This is a genomic window from Candidatus Thiothrix phosphatis, assembly GCF_035668035.1.
Lineage (GTDB): Bacteria > Pseudomonadota > Gammaproteobacteria > Thiotrichales > Thiotrichaceae > Thiothrix > Thiothrix phosphatis.
Map to the genome: position 1 here is coordinate 1 of NZ_JAYMYJ010000051.1, position 16,795 is coordinate 16,795.

Genomic DNA, 16,795 nt, shown 5'->3' on the forward strand with positions numbered 1-16,795 from the left:
AGGTGGGTCAGTTTTCAATTGATGGGGTGGGTCAGTTTTACATCGGTGGTGACACCGCCATAAGGCTGGGTTCCAGCGCATCGGTATCGGCGGCGGCGGCTTCCTGCTCCAGCCCGTCCAGCGACAGACCATCGCCATTGCGCATCAGCTCCTGTTCCAGCGCCGCCAGCTTGTGCTGCAAGGTGCGCTTGTGCCGGGAATCTTCACTGGCCTTGAGCAACGCAGCCTCATTTTCCACCCCCGCCAGCGCCTTCAGGCTGGCCAGTTGCGCCGCAGCACTGGCAAAAGTCACTTCCGCTTCCCGGATGGTTTCCTGCTCGGCCTTTTCCGCCTCCCGGATTTTTTCCAGTTTGGCCTTGGCTTCACGCGCCTTGTTCAAGTCCTGGTGCAACTGGGTGGCAAGGATGCTGGCGCTATGCCCGCCCTTGTCCCGGCCAATTTCGTCCACAAAGGCAAAGACTTGCTGCTCGAAGTCCCGTTCCACGATATCCATGCCGTAGATGCGGTTGTGCTTTTCCGTGGCGGCGTCGAATTTGTGGAAAAACGCCTCCAGTTGCGTCAGGGTTTCCACTGCATACTCAGGGTAAGCGTCAGCCTTCACCCCCAAGCCCTCGATCGCCTGAAGCCATTCTTGCCCCCAGACCGACAAATCCTCCGCAATCAGCCTGTTGCTTTCCTGCGTTCGGGCAATGCGGCTGTCAGCGTCCGCCAATGCCGCCTGCAACTGCTGTTGGCGATTGGCAAGCTGTTCTTCCTGCTCAATCCGCTGTTCACAAATCGCCAGCATTGCGCCCAAACCCATGCCTTGCGGGTCGAGCGCCGGATCAAACCCGGCCAGATGCGCGGCAATCGCGGCCTGGTGGAAGTCATATTCACCCGCGAGATTGATTGCATGGCTTTGCTGCTCTTTGGCGGCGCGGATGCCGGACAACACCTTGTCCACCCGGTTCAGCCATTGTTTCATTTCGCGGGGTGTCCCGGCTTCCACCTGCAATGGTTGCCAGACGGACTCCCAGTCCTGTTGCTGGCGCTGTTGGATGGCATGGATGGCATCCCACGCCTGCTGCAACTGCTCCAGACGTGCGGCCAGTGTTTGCAGCCGTGTTTCCAACCCGTTGCGCTTGGCGACCTGTTCCGCCTCCAGCCGCAAGCGGTCGGCCAAGTGGTCAGCCTCATCCCGTTGCTGCTCATACAGCGTGGGCAAACCGGCCTCCGCTGCGGGCGCGGCAGTTTGCCCGCCGTCAATATAGTGCTGCCTGATCCGCCGCCAGAGCTGATCCCGCGCGGTGCGGGAAGCCTGCAATTGCGCCAGGGTCGGGGCATCGCTGTGCAGCAGCAACGCCTCCAGTTCGCGCCCGGCCTGCGCCCGTTCCGCCGCCAGTTCCTGCTGCCTGTTGGCATAATTCCTGAGCGTATCCGCACTTTCCTGGAGCTGCTGCTCGAAATCATCCAGCGTGGCAGGCAAGGGCATGGCGGTTTGCGCCAGGGCTTCCATGCTCCCGGCAAAACGCCCCAAACGGCGGAAATCATCCTCCGCCGCCAGCTGGCTTTCAGCCGCCAGTTTGCGCGCGGCGGACAAACGCCCTTCCAAGTCGCCCTGCCTGCGCACCGCCGCCACGGCTGTTTTCAAGGCGCGCACGTCCACTGGGGAAGCGGGCAAGACCGCCAATTGCTGGAGCACCTGGCGTTTTTCCTCGTCCGCCTCCTGCAAATTCCGCTTGGCCGTTTCCCTGCGCTGCGCCAACAGGCCATGCTGGCGGGCCAGTTCCCCCACCCGGCTTTTGTTCTTGAGCAAGGGGCGCAATTGCTTGGCCGCCTCATCAATATCCAGCCCGGAATGCACGGCTTGCAATAGGTTACGCGCTTCATTGCGCAGCAAACGGCGCTGCCCATCCTGCTGCGGGCGGTCTTTCAGGGTTTTCTCCACCGCCCCCAATTGCTTGTAGATGTCCAGAATTTCGGCTTCCCTGACCAGCAGCTCATCGTGCATGTCCAACGCCTGGATGTCCGCCTGCAAACCTGCCAGCCGCACCCGCGCCTTGTCACGCGCTTCGCTGGCGGTTTGCTGCTTGCTGGCGGCGGTTTGGTATTGCGCCTCGAAATCTTCCGGCAGCAATTGCACCTGCGCCAAATCCGCCAACTGCTGGCGGGTGCTGTGGCGTTCGGCCAGCGGCCCCCTGACCCGCTGCAAACGCTGCAAACGGCTTTTTTCCCGGCTGTTGGCCTGAATCTGGGTTTCAATTTGGGCAATGCCCGCCAGCGTATCCACCAGCCCGGTTTGCAGGCCAGTCCATTCCCCCACAGGCAGGGTGCATTCCTTGGTGCGTTTGTGTGCCTCCTTGAACCCGGCCAGCGCCTGATTGACCACAGGTTTTGATGCCTTGGGCTTGTACAGCTCATCCGCTTCCGCCTGCAAGCCCTGCAACACAATACGTGGGCTGGCGACACCCAAGGCTGCGCCAAACAAGGCTTGCCCCAGGTCGCCGGACTGGTTCAGCAATTCCCGGCCACCGGCTTCCAGGCGTTCGTGGTCGATGCCGTACAGTTTGCTGAAGAGGGTTTCATCGACGCCATTGGGCAGGAAGGGCGCCAACACGGCGTCATCCAGTGGGGCGTTGCCATCGCTGGCCAGCAGGGTGCCTTTGCTGCCTTTGCGGCGGATGAATTCCAGTGACTGCCCATTGGCAAGCCGGAGTTTGCCGCCGATGCGCAACTGGGCGTGTTCGTGCCGGTAATTGTCGGTGGTGCGCATGGGGATGCCGAACAGCCAGGCAATGATCGCCCGCAGCGCCGTGCTTTTCCCGGCTTCATTGTCGCCGTAGATCAGGTGCAAACCCTGTGAGCCGTGCGACAAATCCAGGGTTTTATCGGTAAAGCCGCCGTAAGCCAGCAGGTCGAGCCGGTCAATCCTCATACTGCTTCCCCCTGTTCCAGCAACCTGCCCGCCAGCAGGTGTTTGGCCTCACTGACCAGACGGCGGAGCAGTTGTGTGTCCGCCAGATACAGGGCTGAGTGTTCGGCAAACACTTCGGGCGGCAGCTTCTGCCGCAGTTCGGCAAGCAGGGCAGGCAGGCCGTCGATGCTGTCCGGCTGCTCCGGCATGGCGAGAATTTCACTGAGCAAACCGGCCAGCGCATTATCCGCCGACAAGGCCGCCGCCAAATCCTGTTTGCCGGTGGTATGGTTTTCCACCCGCTCTATCCACACGGCGTCACCGCCGATTTCAGCGCCCAACGCGCGGATTTGCTGCTGCAACCGTTCCGGGTAAGCCGCCAGCGCATCGGCCAGGGCAGTCGCGCCGTGCAGGCGGATACGCAGGGCGAGCGTGCATCCTGCGGCGGTGTCCAGCGCTTCCGCCAGCGTTTCACGCACCTGTTCCAGCACATCCCGCAATTCAGCGGCGCCACTCACATCCAAATCCTGCACCGCCCAGCGCACCACATCCAACGGCACGGGTTCCACCGCGCTGACCGCGCCCCCCTCCACCGTCACCAGCACACAGCCCTTGGCTCCGGTTTCGCGGCTATGGCGGCCTTGGATACAGCCGGGGAACACAATCCACGGGTCTTTCGCCACGACTTCCTGCTGATGCACATGCCCCAGCGCCCAGTATTGGTAGCCGGTGGCGCGCAAGTCATCGACGCTGCACGGCGCATAGGGTTCATGGCCTTCGCGCCCGTTCAGGCTGGTGTGCAGCAGGCCGATGTTGAACCAACCTTTTTCCGCCGCGCCAAACCCTGCCGCCAGATTGTCATGCACATGTTGGGTGGGGAAACTGCGCCCATGGATCACCACGCCCAGTTCCTCCAGGCGGATGCTTTCCACCTTGCGATGCGACAGGAGCTGCATATTGGCCGGACTGTCCAGCGCCTTGCTCATGCGGTTGGCGGCGTCATGGTTGCCCGCCACCGCGAACACGCGGATTTGGTGCTGGCCGAGCCTACCGATCTGTTTGCTGAGGAAAATGCCGGTGCTGTAATCCTTCCAGTCGCCGTCGTAAATGTCGCCTGCCAGCAGCACGAAGGCGACCCGTTCCTCAATCGCCCGGTCAATGAGGTTGATGAATGCCCGGCGGCTGGCATTGCGGATAATGTCCACCGGCGCGGCCTCATGCCGGGCCAAGCCGCGCAATGGGCTGTCCAGATGAATGTCGGCGGCATGCAGGAACTTGAACATCGGCCTTCCCCCTGTATAGTTTAATTTCTAATCGCACAAATCGGCGCGAAACACAAGTTCATATCTGCTGCCCAAACGCCAACTGGCGACGGCATGAGCCACAGCATGGCAGGCAGGTCAGCGGAAATAGGCGCTCGGCGTGGTGCCGAACTGGCGCTTGAACATGGTGGCAAACGCACTCGGGCTGTTGTAACCGAGATTGAGGGCGACGTCGATGACCTTGGCGCCGCCCGCCAGTTGTTCCAGCGCCGTAATCAGCCGCGCCTGCTGCCGCCATTGGCCGAAGGTCATGCCGGTCTGGCGGGCGAAACGGCGCTGGATAGTCCGGGCGTCCACCCCCAGTTGCGCCGCCCAGCCGGACAAGGTGGAATCATCATCCGGCGCGGCCAGCAAGGTTTCACATAAGGCCAGCAATTCCGGGTCGGAGGGTTGCGGCAAACACAGCGGCAAATGGGGCAAGACCGCCACTTCATCCAGCAACAAACTCATCAGGCGGCCATCGCGGGAATCAGGCGCATACGGCTGTTGCACCTTGATGGCGGCCAGGATCAATTCCCGCAGCAGCGGCGAAACGCCCACCACGCAGCAGGCAGTCGGCAGGTGTTCACTGGCGTCAGGGCGGATATAGACGGTGCGCACTTTCACATCACCCACCATACGCAGGCGGTGGCGCGTGTCCGCAGGCATCCACAGGCCACGGGTCGGCGGCACGATCCAGCGGCTATCGCCGGTGGCGACCACCATCACGCCCTGCACGGCGTGGATCAGTTGCGCGGTCGGGTGACTATGTTCCGGCACTTGATGATCTGAAGGGTAATCGATGGCTTTGCCGTTCACCGGCGTAACGCCCTGATCCAACCCTTGCCCTTGGCAAAAGCCATAATGTGGATGAGTGTCCATTTTGCGAAGATAACTGCCTGAATAGCGCAAGACGGACATCCATCATAAGCCTAAACTGGCGTTCCAATCCAGAATCCATAACAGGTATGTCATGAGCGAACGAACCCTTTTCAAAGTATTGGGGGCTATCAGCTTTTCCCATTTTCTCAACGACACCATGCAGTCGTTGCTGGTCGCCAGCTATCCCTTGTTCAAGAGCGGTTTTGGGCTGAGTTTTGCCCAGATCGGTTTGATCACGCTGGCTTTTCAATTCACTGCGTCCTTGCTGCAACCGGCGGTGGGCTTTTATACCGACCGGCACCCCAAGCCGTTTTCGTTGGTGGCGGGAATGGGCTGCACCCTGGTCGGCCTGTTGCTGCTGTCCACGGCCAGTTCCTTCCCGGTGCTGTTGCTGGCGGCGGCGCTGGTCGGCACTGGCTCGTCCGTCTTCCACCCGGAAGCGTCACGGGTGGCACGCATGGCTTCGGGCGGACGCCACGGGCTGGCGCAGTCCATCTTCCAGGTGGGCGGCAATGCTGGGCAAGCGTTCGGCCCATTGCTGGCAGCCTGGGTCGTGTTGCCCCACGGCCAGGGCAGCCTTGCGCTGTTTTCGTTGATTGCACTGCTGGCGATGGCGGTGCTGACTGGGGTGGGCTTCTGGTACCGCGACCAGCACCGCAAGCCGAAACCGGCCAGCACTGCCAGCAGCCATTCGCTGCCACGCCAGCGGGTGATGGCGACCCTGGGCGTGTTGCTGGCGTTGATGTTCTCCAAGTTTTTCTATCTGGCCAGCATCAGCAGCTACCTGATTTTCTACCTGATGGAGCATTACAGCATTGACACCACGACCGCCCAGTATCACCTGTTCTATTTCCTGTTCGCCGTGGCGGCCGGAACCTTGCTGGGCGGGCCGATCGGCGACCGTATCGGGCGTAAGCAAGTGATCTGGTTGTCCATACTCGGCGTGGCGCCGTTCACACTGGCGCTACCGTATGTTGGGCTGGGGATGTCGGCAGTCTTGACGGTCATTATCGGTTTCATGCTGGCGTCGGCGTTCCCGGCGATGATTGTCTACGCGCAGGAACTGCTGCCGGGCAAAGTTGGAACCATTGCCGGGCTGTTCTTCGGGTTGGCTTTCGGGCTGGCAGGCATCGGCGCGGCGGCGCTGGGGCAACTGGCTGACCATTGGGGCATTGAAGCGGTGTACAAGCTGTGCGCCTATCTGCCACTGCTGGGTTTGCTGGCGGTCTTGTTGCCGGATATGAAACGGCTGCCGCACACGCCGCCTGCGCAACTCAAGCCCGCATAAGCATCTGTAACAATTGGGCGGAGGTCAGTATCCGCCCGAATTTACGTTCAGCCATATTGGAAAACTGGCGCAGGTTGCTCTTGCTGGTGCTGATCGGCGGCCAAGAAGGCGGCTCCGCCAGCCAGCCGCCATCCGCCGTGCGCATGTGGCGGCGGTCGCTCAACAGGCCCGCAGCGTATTCCCGCGCTGGCATTACCCGGAACAATGGCGCGAACGCCGGGTCAAGCAGCGTGTCATCGATAAACGATTGCTGGAAATAGCGGATGGCCGGGGTGCAAAACGGCAGGGTGGTGTCGAAATCGAGAATGAAACGCGCCCCCCCGCCCGCGCGCCACAACAGCACAACGTGATAATCCCACAGGACGGCGGCGTCCGGCGTTTCCGCTGCGCGCTGCCGGAGGATGGGGAAAAAGTCCCCCCGCGACGCCATGACGACGACATCGCTGTCCTGAAATTCCGGTTGCTGGCACAGATGCCAGATGTTTTCCTCGCAATAACGGGACTGGTAAGGGTAGTCTTCCCGCCGTGGCAGTTTCATAAGTTTCCACACATGCTGCGCTTTAGCAGGCAGTATAACGCTTGCGCCCGAATTGTTCCGAAATCCCCCTAACTCCACTACACTGGCCGTTTTTCCAACGGCTGCCGCACTTGAACGCCAACCCCACTTTCCTCGCCATTGCCCTGACCATCGCCGGTTCGTCGATCCTGGCGGGCATGGATTCCCTGGGCAAAATCCTGATGCGCGAATTTTCGACGTTCCAGGTCACCTGGGCGCGCTTTTTGTTCCATGCCGTGATCGTGTCGCTGCTGTTCCTGTGGCAGGGGCAACGGAATTTTGCCCGAACCCGCGCGCCGAAGCTCCAGCTCCTGCGCGGCCTGTGCATGGCGGGCGTCAACACCTCGCTGTATATCGCCATCCAGACCATCAGCCTGGCCGAAGCGACCGCCTTGATCTACCTGTCGCCAGTGCTTGTCACCCTGCTGGCGGGCGTATTCCTGGGGGAAAAGCTGTCAGTGCGCCATCTGCTGGCGGTCACCGCCGGTTTTGTCGGGGTGCTGGTGATTATCCGGCCCGGCTTCCAAGCCTTTGACCCCGCCATGCTGCCAGCGCTGGGCGCGGCTTTCCTGCTGGCGTTGTACTTTCTGCTGACCCGCAAGGTGGCGGCGGTCGATTCCTCCCGCACCTCCTTGTTCCATTCCTCGCTGGTCGGGGCGGTGGTGCTGAGTTGCACCGCCCCTTGGTGGTGGCAAACGCCCGACCTGGGACAATGGCTGTTGCTGGCCTGCATGGGCGTGTTCGGTGCCAGTGGGCATTTCCTGTTCATCAAGGCTTATTCCCTGCTCCCGGCCTCCGAACTGTCGCCTTGGCTGAATGCGCAGGTTGTCGCCGCCACCCTGTTCAGCGTGTTCCTGTTCCAAGATGCATTGGGCTGGAATTTCTTCGTCGGCGCGGGACTGATCCTGGGGGCGGGACTGTTGCTGCGGCTGGTCAGGGGCTAGCGCGGTATGGAAACCGGCTGGTTGTCAGCATTGACCTGATCCAACGCCGCAAGTGTTTGGGCAAGGCCAAGGGTTCACGGCACAAACCGATACCCAACCCCCGTTTCCGTCAGCAGATGCTTGGGACGCGCCGGGTCGGCTTCCAGTTTCTGCCGCAGCCTGCCCATGTAGATGCGCAGGTAGTGGCCGTCCTCGGAATGCCCGGCTCCCCAGACTTCGCGCAGCAACTGCCGCTGGGTCAGCACCTTGCCCGGCTGCGCCAGCATGACGGTCAGCAGGTGGTATTCGCGCGGGGTCAGGTGGACAGGCTCACCGTTGCGGGTGATCAGCCGGTTGGCGCGGTCAACCACCACGTCATTGAACCCGATCACGGCGTGCGCGTCTTCCGGGCGCTTTTCCCGCCGCCGCCGCAACGCCCGCAACCGCGCCAGCAATTCCGCCACACTGAAAGGCTTGGCGAGATAGTCGTCCGCCCCCATGTCCAGCGCCACCACCTTGTCGCTTTCCAGGCTGCGCGCGGACAACACCAGCACCGGCACGTCCGACCAACTGCGCAAGGTGCGGATGAATTCGACGCCGTCCGCATCCGGCAACCCCAAATCCAGGATAACCGCGCTGGGCCGGTATTCTCCCGCCAGCCCCAGGCCACCGGAAACCGTCGGCGCTTCCAGCACCCTGCAACCCTCCGCTTCCAACGCAGTGCGCAGGAACTGGCGGATGCGCGGTTCATCTTCCACAATCAGCACGGAATTGTTGTTCATGTCGGAAACTCCTCTTCAACGTCTTCGTCCAAGCTGGGCGGGTCGCCCAAAGGCAAAATGACACAGGCGCAGGCTCCGCCGCCCTCGCGCTGCTCCAGACTCAATTCACCGCCATGCGCTTTCAGGATAGCTTCACAAATGGTAAACCCCAACCCTGAGCCTTGCTGCGGCATCCGCAATCCGGCCACCGATGATGGCGGCGCAAATCCGTTGCCCCGGTCGCAGATACGGAATTCCGCCCACTTCCCGTTGATCTGGGCGGTGATGTCAATGGGGGAACCTGCCGGTGTGTATTTGGCGGCATTTTCCAGCAGGTTGCCGATCACGCGCTCCATCAACACGGCGTCAAACGCCAGCAAGGGGAAATCCGCCGGTATCCGGACGCTGACCGGGCGCTGGACTAATGACGGCTCCAGCAAATCCAGCGCTGAACCGGTGACGTCCGCGAGGGATTGCCATTCCTTGTTCAGCTTCAACTTGCCAGCGGACAGGCGCGCCAAATCCAGCAGCTTGGTCACCATACCCGCCAACCGCACGGACTGTTCATGCACGGCCTCCACCATTTCCTGCTGCGTCGGCGACAACACCTTGCCCTCCAGATGCAGGGTTTCGGTCAGGCCAACCAACGCTGTCAGCGGGGTGCGCAAATCATGGGAAAGCGACGACAGGATGGAGTTGCGCAGGCGTTCGGACTCCACCTGCACATGGCTGGCTTGCGCCAATTCCGCATAGTGCAGGCGCTGGCGGGCGATTTCGAGCAATGACCCGGCTGCCGTGTTGGTTGGGTAACGGGCGGCAATAGCGTCCACCTGCTGGGAGTCCGCCGCCCCCGCCAGTTCCCGCGCCATCCGGTACAGCGACCGGGTGCGCTCCTCGCTGATTTGCAACTCCCGGTTTTGCGCCAACAGCCGCGCCGCCATTTGCCCGGTCAGCAGGGCGATCAGCAGCATCACCACCAGCATGACAATGTATTTGAGGCTATTGGTCAGCAGGGCGTATTGGGGCGGGACAAAAAAGAAATCAAACAGAAAAACAGCCAGCAGCGCTGCCATCAGCGAGGGTTTCTGGCCCAGCCACAGCGCGCATAAAAACACTTCCAGCAGGAACAGCATGACCACATTGGCCAGCCCCATTTCTTCACGCAGGGGGAACGTCACCGCCCCAACCAAGATCGTGACCAGACAGGCCAGGACATAACTCAACACACTGCCGGGATTATCCGACTGCAAGCGGAAAAACCATGAGCCGCTGCCTGTCATTGACGCATTCCTCATCGCATCCATCATGCTGACATGATCAATTGCCCGCGCATGATACACAAGAAAAACCCCCGTACCAGACGGGGGTTTTTTCACGGGAAGGTAAACCCGTTAGTGGGCCTGCGCACCTTCGGCGTTGATGCCGGTGTTCTGGCGCACGTACAACTCATCCCACATTTCTTCCGAACGGCGGTCGCGGGTGAACAGGGATACAAAAATGGTCACCAAGAAACCCAGCGGGATGGAGATCAGCCCAGGGTTTTTCAACTGGAACCAAGGTTTTTCCAGGCCCATCATGCTGGTGGTCTGACCTTCAAAGGTTTTCAGGTCAGTCTCCGCAGCCGCAATGGATTTTTCCAGACCCTTGATCTCTTTTTCCTTGGCGGCCTTGGCGTCGTCTGCCAGCGTTGCCAGTTCAGCCTGAGCCTTGGCCAGCTTTTCACGGGCACCAGGTTTGGCATCCTTGGCGGGCGAAGCTTTCACTTCTTTCTTACAACCATCGCTGGCGAACAGTTCGCACATGAAGCCCCACTGGCCAGGAGCCGCTTCCACCGCAGGTTTGGCAGGCTCGCCGTCCAGGACTTTCTTCGCATCAGCGACTTTCGCCAGCGGATAGGTCATGTTCGGGGAAATCATCACCAAATAGATGGCGGTAAAGGCACCCACCAGCATGCCGGAAACCACGCCGTAGGTATTGGTTTTCTTCCAGTACAGGGTCAGGAAGACCGCAGGCAGGTTGGAAGAGGCCGCCACCGCAAACGCCAGCGCCACCAAGTGCGCAACGTTTTGCCCTTTGGCCGCGATACCCACATAGATTGCCAGCGCACCAACGATGCCGGTAGCGATACGGGCAGCAGTGATTTGCTCTTTGGCAGTCGCGTGTTCGCCACGGAATACGCCAACGTACAGGTCATGGGACATGGCGGAGGCAGAAGCCAACACCAGACCAGCAACCACCGCCACGATAGTGGCGAAAGCAACTGCCGCAACGAACGCCAGGAACAGGTTGCCGAGGATGGAATCAGGGCCTCCGCCGACAAACTGCGCCAGCAATGGAGCAGCCATGTTGCCGCCTTTGTCCAAGCCAGCGATCGCAGTAGGCGTCACATGCATGGCGGCACCCAAACCCAGGAACAGGGTCAGGACGTAGAAACCGCCGATAATGGCCATCGCCCAGATAACGGAAGTGCGCGCATCCTGTGCAGTTGGCACAGTGAAGAAGCGCATCAGGATATGCGGCATGCCCGCAGTGCCCAACACCAATGCCATGCCCAGGGAAATCTGGTCAATCGGGTTTTTCAGGTACAGGCCTGGCTCCAGGAAGCGCTGGCCCAGTTCAGCCGGGGACATATTGGCCGCAGCGTCACCCACCAGTTTCGCCACCTGTTTCTGGATGTCAGGGTTATCAACAGCCGCTTGCAGGAAACCAGGGAAGGAGAAGCCATACTGACCCCAAGTGAACAACACCAGCAGGATGGATGCGGTCACCAGCAGGATCGCCTTGATGATCTGAACCCAAGTGGTCGCTTTCATACCACCGAAGACCACGTAGGTCAGCATCAGGATGCCCACCACGATAACGGAAACTTCGTAGTCAATGCCGATCAGGGTTTTCACCAGAACGCCGCCACCTACCATTTGAGCCGTCAGGTAGAAAGTGGAAACGGTAACGGTGGAAATCGCCGCAACGGTCTTGGAGGCTTTCGGGTTATTGCGGAATGCCAGGATGTCGCCCAATGTGTACTTGCCGATATTCCGGCAGGGTTCTGCAATCACCAGCAATACCGTGATGTAAGCCACCAGCCAGCCAACGGAGTACATGAAACCGTCATAACCGTACAGTGAGATCAGACCGGCAATGCCGAGGAAGGAAGCCGCTGACAGGTAATCACCGGCAATCGCCCAACCATTCTGGATGCCGGTAACCGACCGGCCAGCAGCATAGAAGTCAGCCGCAGAGGAGGTTTGTTTGGCGGCACGATAGGTGACGTACATGGTCATGGAAATAATGGCGCCAAACACCAAAAACGTCAGCCATTTGAACTCATCCGCCACCGCGCCGCCTTCAGCGAAAGCAGCCTGGCTGGCGAACAATGACAACAACAGGGCAGAGCTTGCCCATAAAGATTTCTTCATGTATCTCTCCCTCGATAAATCAGGCGACATCACGGACGATTTCCGCCGCCATGGCGTCAAATTGACGGTTGGCGCGGCGGGCATAAACAGCAGCAATGGTCCAGGCCACAACAAATTCAGACAAGGCGAACAGGATGCCGACATTAATAGGCCCCCATACCTTAATCTTGAACATGTCTGGGTAGTAAGCTGCGCCGATCGGCAACAGAAAATAATAAATAACTGAAATGATCATCAGGCTCCACAAGAAGGTGGTTTTCTTCTTGTGTAACGCCTGAAAACGCGGGTCGCGGTCTATCGCGGCCCAATTGGTGGTTTTGGCCATTAACTGACTCCTCCGTTTGCTGAAAAAAACTCCTCATAAAGAATGCCCGGCTGTGGTGTCCGGTGGTGCGGAAGAACCGCACTAAATCAGCAGTATTCTTGAAATTGTCGACAATCCTTTATAGGAAGGACACCTGCCTGGGCTAACAGGCGGCAACCTCGGGCTTTCAGGGGCTGAACTTGCCGATAATCGCAATCATGTCATCCAGCATGTAAAAAAGGTGTAAACGCGGTGTAGCCAATGTTGGAAAAGCCCTACCAAAAAGCGGCTATTCAGGAAGTCCGCAACAGGACTTGTGTGCCGATCTCAACCACTTGTTCCGCAGGCAAATTGAAATAGGTGGCAGCGCTTTCTGATTGCCGCGTCATCCAGCCAAACAGCAGGCAACGCCAACGGGGCAACACACCTTCGCAGCCAATAATGGAGGTGCGCGCCACAAAGAAGGTGGCGTCGGGTGGAATTTCCAGATGGTAACGCACCGTGCCGCGCAATGCCGCAGACAAATCCGGCGGCTCACGGAAGCCAAAACGCACCGAAACCGTATAAATGCCCTGCGCCAGCCCGATAACATGCAGGCGTTCGTCATCCGGGATATAAGGCACTTCCTCATTATCCACATGCAGGAAAATGACCTGCTGGTGCATCACCTTATAATGGCGGATATTGTAAAACAACCGGCTGGGAACCAGGTTGGGATTGGAAGTCAGATACACCGCCGTTCCCGGCACACGCGGCACATCCGGGCGTGGGTTGGCGATAAACTGCCGCATGGTCATATTGATCTTCTTGCGGTATTCGGCCACCAGTTCGCTGCCGCGTTTCCAGGTCGTCAGCAATACGAACACCCCGATGCCAAACAACACCGGGAACCAACCGCCGTGCCCAATCTTGGCGAGGTTGGAAGCAAAGAACATGACCTCAAAACCGACGCAAACCATCACCACCAGAATAATGAGCTTGCGCAGCCGTTGATTCGGCCGGGCACGGGCCACCACAAAAATCAGCACACTGGTAATAATCATGGTGCCGGAAACCGCAATGCCGTAAGCCGCCGCCAGCGCGCTGGAAGAGCCAAACCCAAGCACCAACAACACCACCCCCAGCAGCATCAGCCAGTTGACGCTGCCGACATACACTTGGCCACGTTCAGTGTCGGAAGTATGGCTGTAACGGATGCGCGGCAAATACCCCAGCCGGACTGCCTGAAGCGTGATCGAATACGCCCCGGTAATGGTCGCCTGGGACGCAATCACCGTCGCCATGGTCGCCAGCATGACCAGCGGCGTCAGCAAAGCGTCAGGTGCCAGCAGGTAAAACGGGTTTTCCGTCGCCGTTGCATCCCGCATGACCAACGCCCCCTGGCCGAAATAATTCAGCAGCAAGGCGGGGCTGACCAGACAGAACCAAGCCAGCCGGATCGGGCGGGCACCGAAATGCCCCATGTCGGCGTACAACGCCTCGCCCCCGGTCAAGGCCAAGAACACGGCTGACAGCAAAATAAACGCCGCGACCGGATGATGCAGGGTAAATTTCAATGCATGCCAGGGATTCAGCGCCTCCAACACTTCCGGCGTCTGGATGATACTGAGCACGCCCAGGACTCCCAGCGTGATGAACCACAATAGGGTCAACGGCCCGAATAGCTTGCCAACCCGTGCCGTGCCAAACGACTGGATCAGAAACAGGCTGACGAGGATGCCAAGCGTCACCGGGATCACCAAGTGGCTAAGATGCGGCGTCGCCACTTCCATCCCTTCCACCGCCGACAATACCGAAATGGCCGGGGTGATCATGGCATCACCATAAAACAACGCGGCGGCGAACACGCCAATCACCGCGACAGCGTTGGACCATTGAGGCATGGTACGGCGCGCATGACGGTGCGCCAGCGCCTGCAAGGCCAGCACCCCACCTTCCCCCTTGTTGTCGAAACGCAGCACCAGCCATACATATTTAATGGAAACAATCAGGGTGACCGCCCAGAACAACGCTGACAACGCCGCCAGCACATTGGCATGGGTCGGTGACAGCCCGTGTTCAGGCGCGAAAGCTTCCCTGAAAGCGTACAGGGGGCTGGTGCCAATATCGCCATAGACAATGCCCAACGCGCCCAAGGTCAATGCACCCAGCTTTTGAGGAGATGCATGCTTGGTTTGTTTGGGCGGCCCTGAAAAGGATTCGTGCATGCTTGCGCCAACCAGCCAACGATGAGGAATAAGATAGGAGAACGTTCCCAGGCTTGCAGACAGCCTGACAAAACTGCTTTTCATGACACTCAACCGTGTGTAAGGGTAGTGTCAGGATTTTGGCGCCACCTATGTAAAAAATTTGCAAAAGCAGGAAACGTTTCTGAGGGGCTTTAAAAATATGGCGACGGACAGGAGTCGCCCGTCGCCATCTGACGTACATCCCGGAGAATAGAGATGTCTTTGTGTGCAACAAACGGATCCGAGTCATGAAATCCGTCTTTAAAGCATGCCAGCCCCATCATAAATTTGGCGTAAATTGTTGAAGGATTTCCCACAGCCCGTTCAGCCCAGATGCAACCATACCAGCACCGCCAGCCAGCCCAGCAGGTGCAGGAACGCCGCCCAACGGTAATGGCGGGCCAGTTCCTCCGGGGGAATATTGGTGATCAGGAACAATTGCCCCCCACGCGCGCCATCCATCACATGCGTCCCCGGCACCCGCTGCTGTTCGCGGATGTCTTCCTCCACCCAACGCTCTGCCGCTGCCCGCACAGCCTGCCATTCCTCCGGGTCAATCTGGCCGTTGCCGTTGGCATCGAAATTCTCCAACAACTGACGCTGGTTGTGCTTCCAGTCCGCCAACACCGCCGCTATCCGTTCGCGCCGCTCCTGTTGCAGGCCGCTGGCGCGCTGGGTGCGCAACTCACCCAGCACATACAAGGTCTGGCCAGGGTAAATGGCTTTCAGCCAGGAAAAGTGCGTGTCGCCGGGGCGGGTGACGATCTCGGCCTGGCGCGGGTACAGCAGGCAGCGGCCATGGCCGTCATCCAGCACAAACGGCTCGTCTTCCACATAGCCTGGCAGCCACACGGTGACGGGCAAATGCGGCAAACCGCGGAAACCTTCGCCATCCGGCAGCGCCGCCACACCATTCAGCTCCACATAGCCCTGCGCACCGCTGCTGAGGCGGGAAGTGGGTGTGTCCACAATCAGGCGGTAACGGCGGAACAGGCCGATGGCGAACAGCAGGCTTAACGTCGCGGGCACCAGCAGCCATTGCGGATCAGCGTGACGGTACAGCCAGTAAGCGCAACCCACCCACGCCACCGCAAACCCTGGCGCGGCGGCCAGGTTCATGATGCCACCCCGGCGCAATACTGCCAGGCGTTGGTTGTCCATCACCTGACGCCAGTCCAGGCCGTTGCGGTCTCCCTGTGGTTGGCTGCCGAACCCGCCCAATTCAGGAAGTAAAATGCGCAGCCACATCCACATCGCGGGTTTCCTCAGCAGTGAAGCTCATCAGGCGGAAACGCCTGAAGCTGAATGCTTTGGCGACGATCACATCCGGGAACTGTTCGATCCGGGTATTGTTGATGGCGGCGGAATCGTTGTAGAACTCACGCCGGTCGGCGATGTTGTCTTCCAAACTGGTGATGCGCTCACGCAGGTGCTGGAAGGAATCGCTGGCTTTTAGCTCAGGGTAAGCCTCCGCCACCGCAAACAGGTTGCCAAGGCCGATGCGCAGTTCCTTTTCCGCCGCGCCCAACTCCCCCATATTGCCGGATTGCAGCGCGCTGGCGACTTTGTTGCGGGCCTCCATCACCTTCTGCAAGGTGGCTTGTTCGTATTGCATGTGCTCCTTGCACACCGCCACCAGCTTGGGCAATTCGGCGTTGCGCTGTTTGAGCAACACATCGGTGTTGCTCCAGGCTTTTTCGGTATTGTTTTTCAGCGCGACCAACTGGTTGTAGAGCAGGATGCCCCACAGCAGCAGACCGCCCAGGAGGGAGATGAAAATCAGGATTCCGGTATTCATGGGCTTATTGTTATCAATGGGTTGCTTGAGGAAGAATCCAGTCTAACAGCTGGCGGGAGCGGCACCAAAGTGGTATAGATGAACGGTTGCCACATAGCAAAAAACAAGGAGGAGATGGTATGCGTACTGTATTGAAATTCTGGCTGGCGCTGCTGTGCCTGCTGCCCGCCGCCGGTTTTGCCGCCGACAATTTTCCCGCCCAGCAAACCTTTGCGGGGCAAACCTTAGTCCTCAACGGCAAGGGTGTGCGCACCAAGCTACTGTTCAATTTATATACCGCTGGCTTGTACTTGCAAGCGAAAAGCACTGACGCCGCCGCCATCCTCGCTGCCGCCAAACCGATGGCGATGCGGCTGGAAATCACCTCCGGCGTGATCACCAGCGCCAAGATGGAGGAGGCCGTGCGCGAAGGCTTCAAAAAATCCACTGCCGACCCGAACATCCA

Annotated in this window: 14 protein-coding genes; 3 read left to right on the forward strand and 11 right to left on the reverse strand. The window is 59.6% G+C overall.

Annotation, left to right across the window (positions count from 1 at the left end):
- Positions 1-37: 37 nt before the first annotated feature.
- The 3 genes from VSS37_RS06755 to VSS37_RS06765 all read right to left on the reverse strand — a co-directional run bounded on the left by VSS37_RS06755 (position 38) and on the right by VSS37_RS06765 (position 5,076).
- Positions 38-2,914 carry an AAA family ATPase gene (locus tag VSS37_RS06755; protein ID WP_324694037.1) on the reverse strand — a complete coding sequence of 959 codons (2,877 nt, stop codon included), beginning with the start codon at positions 2,912-2,914 and terminating at the stop codon, positions 38-40.
- Positions 2,911-4,176: a metallophosphoesterase family protein gene (locus VSS37_RS06760; protein ID WP_324694038.1), complete on the reverse strand. Its 1,266-nt coding sequence runs from the start codon at positions 4,174-4,176 to the stop codon at positions 2,911-2,913. The genes VSS37_RS06755 and VSS37_RS06760 overlap by 4 nt, the downstream gene beginning before the upstream one ends.
- Positions 4,177-4,293: 117 nt before the next feature.
- Positions 4,294-5,076 carry an AraC family transcriptional regulator gene (locus VSS37_RS06765; RefSeq protein ID WP_324694039.1) on the reverse strand — a complete coding sequence of 261 codons (783 nt, stop codon included), beginning with the start codon at positions 5,074-5,076 and terminating at the stop codon, positions 4,294-4,296.
- A 91-nt stretch (positions 5,077-5,167) separates the two neighbouring features.
- Here VSS37_RS06765 and VSS37_RS06770 point away from each other — a divergent pair, with 91 nt between their 5' ends.
- The gene (locus VSS37_RS06770; protein ID WP_324694041.1) at positions 5,168-6,364 is read left to right on the forward strand and encodes an MFS transporter; all 1,197 of its coding nucleotides are present in this window, start codon (positions 5,168-5,170) and stop codon (positions 6,362-6,364) included.
- Here the strand turns inward: VSS37_RS06770 and VSS37_RS06775 are convergent.
- Complete coding sequence (locus VSS37_RS06775; protein WP_324694042.1) at positions 6,351-6,902, reverse strand: protein N-terminal glutamine amidohydrolase; 552 nt, start codon at positions 6,900-6,902, stop codon at positions 6,351-6,353. The two genes, VSS37_RS06770 and VSS37_RS06775, sit on opposite strands and share 14 nt — an antisense overlap.
- A 110-nt stretch (positions 6,903-7,012) precedes the next feature.
- Between VSS37_RS06775 and VSS37_RS06780 the strand changes: the two genes are divergently transcribed.
- On the forward strand, positions 7,013-7,864 hold the full coding sequence (locus tag VSS37_RS06780) for a DMT family transporter (protein WP_324694043.1): 852 nt from the start codon (positions 7,013-7,015) through the stop codon (positions 7,862-7,864).
- Positions 7,865-7,938: 74 nt separating this feature from the next.
- On the opposite strand, the gene VSS37_RS06785 is transcribed toward VSS37_RS06780, so the two are convergent.
- The 7 genes from VSS37_RS06785 to VSS37_RS06815 all read right to left on the reverse strand — a co-directional run bounded on the left by VSS37_RS06785 (position 7,939) and on the right by VSS37_RS06815 (position 16,350).
- Positions 7,939-8,625 (reverse strand): response regulator, encoded by a 687-nt coding sequence (locus tag VSS37_RS06785; protein ID WP_324694044.1) that lies wholly within the window; start codon positions 8,623-8,625, stop codon positions 7,939-7,941.
- Positions 8,622-9,884 (reverse strand): DUF4118 domain-containing protein, encoded by a 1,263-nt coding sequence (locus VSS37_RS06790; protein WP_324694045.1) that lies wholly within the window; start codon positions 9,882-9,884, stop codon positions 8,622-8,624. Before VSS37_RS06790 ends, VSS37_RS06785 begins: the two co-directional genes overlap by 4 nt.
- A gap of 111 nt (positions 9,885-9,995) precedes the next feature.
- A complete protein-coding gene (locus VSS37_RS06795) occupies positions 9,996-12,020 on the reverse strand; it encodes a solute symporter family protein (RefSeq protein WP_324694046.1) in 2,025 nt (674 codons plus the stop codon).
- A 19-nt stretch (positions 12,021-12,039) separates the two neighbouring features.
- A complete protein-coding gene (locus VSS37_RS06800; protein ID WP_324694047.1) occupies positions 12,040-12,345 on the reverse strand; it encodes a DUF485 domain-containing protein in 306 nt (101 codons plus the stop codon).
- A 272-nt stretch (positions 12,346-12,617) separates the two neighbouring features.
- Positions 12,618-14,531 (reverse strand): potassium transporter Kup, encoded by a 1,914-nt coding sequence (locus tag VSS37_RS06805; protein WP_324694048.1) that lies wholly within the window; start codon positions 14,529-14,531, stop codon positions 12,618-12,620.
- A 345-nt stretch (positions 14,532-14,876) separates the two neighbouring features.
- Positions 14,877-15,806 carry an EF-hand domain-containing protein gene (locus VSS37_RS06810; protein ID WP_324694049.1) on the reverse strand — a complete coding sequence of 310 codons (930 nt, stop codon included), beginning with the start codon at positions 15,804-15,806 and terminating at the stop codon, positions 14,877-14,879.
- Positions 15,775-16,350 (reverse strand): LemA family protein, encoded by a 576-nt coding sequence (locus VSS37_RS06815; RefSeq protein ID WP_324694050.1) that lies wholly within the window; start codon positions 16,348-16,350, stop codon positions 15,775-15,777. Before VSS37_RS06815 ends, VSS37_RS06810 begins: the two co-directional genes overlap by 32 nt.
- A gap of 119 nt (positions 16,351-16,469) precedes the next feature.
- On the opposite strand from VSS37_RS06815, the gene VSS37_RS06820 reads away from it, so the two are divergent.
- The coding region (locus VSS37_RS06820; RefSeq protein WP_324694051.1) for a chalcone isomerase family protein at positions 16,470-16,795 on the forward strand (326 nt) is incomplete at its 3' end.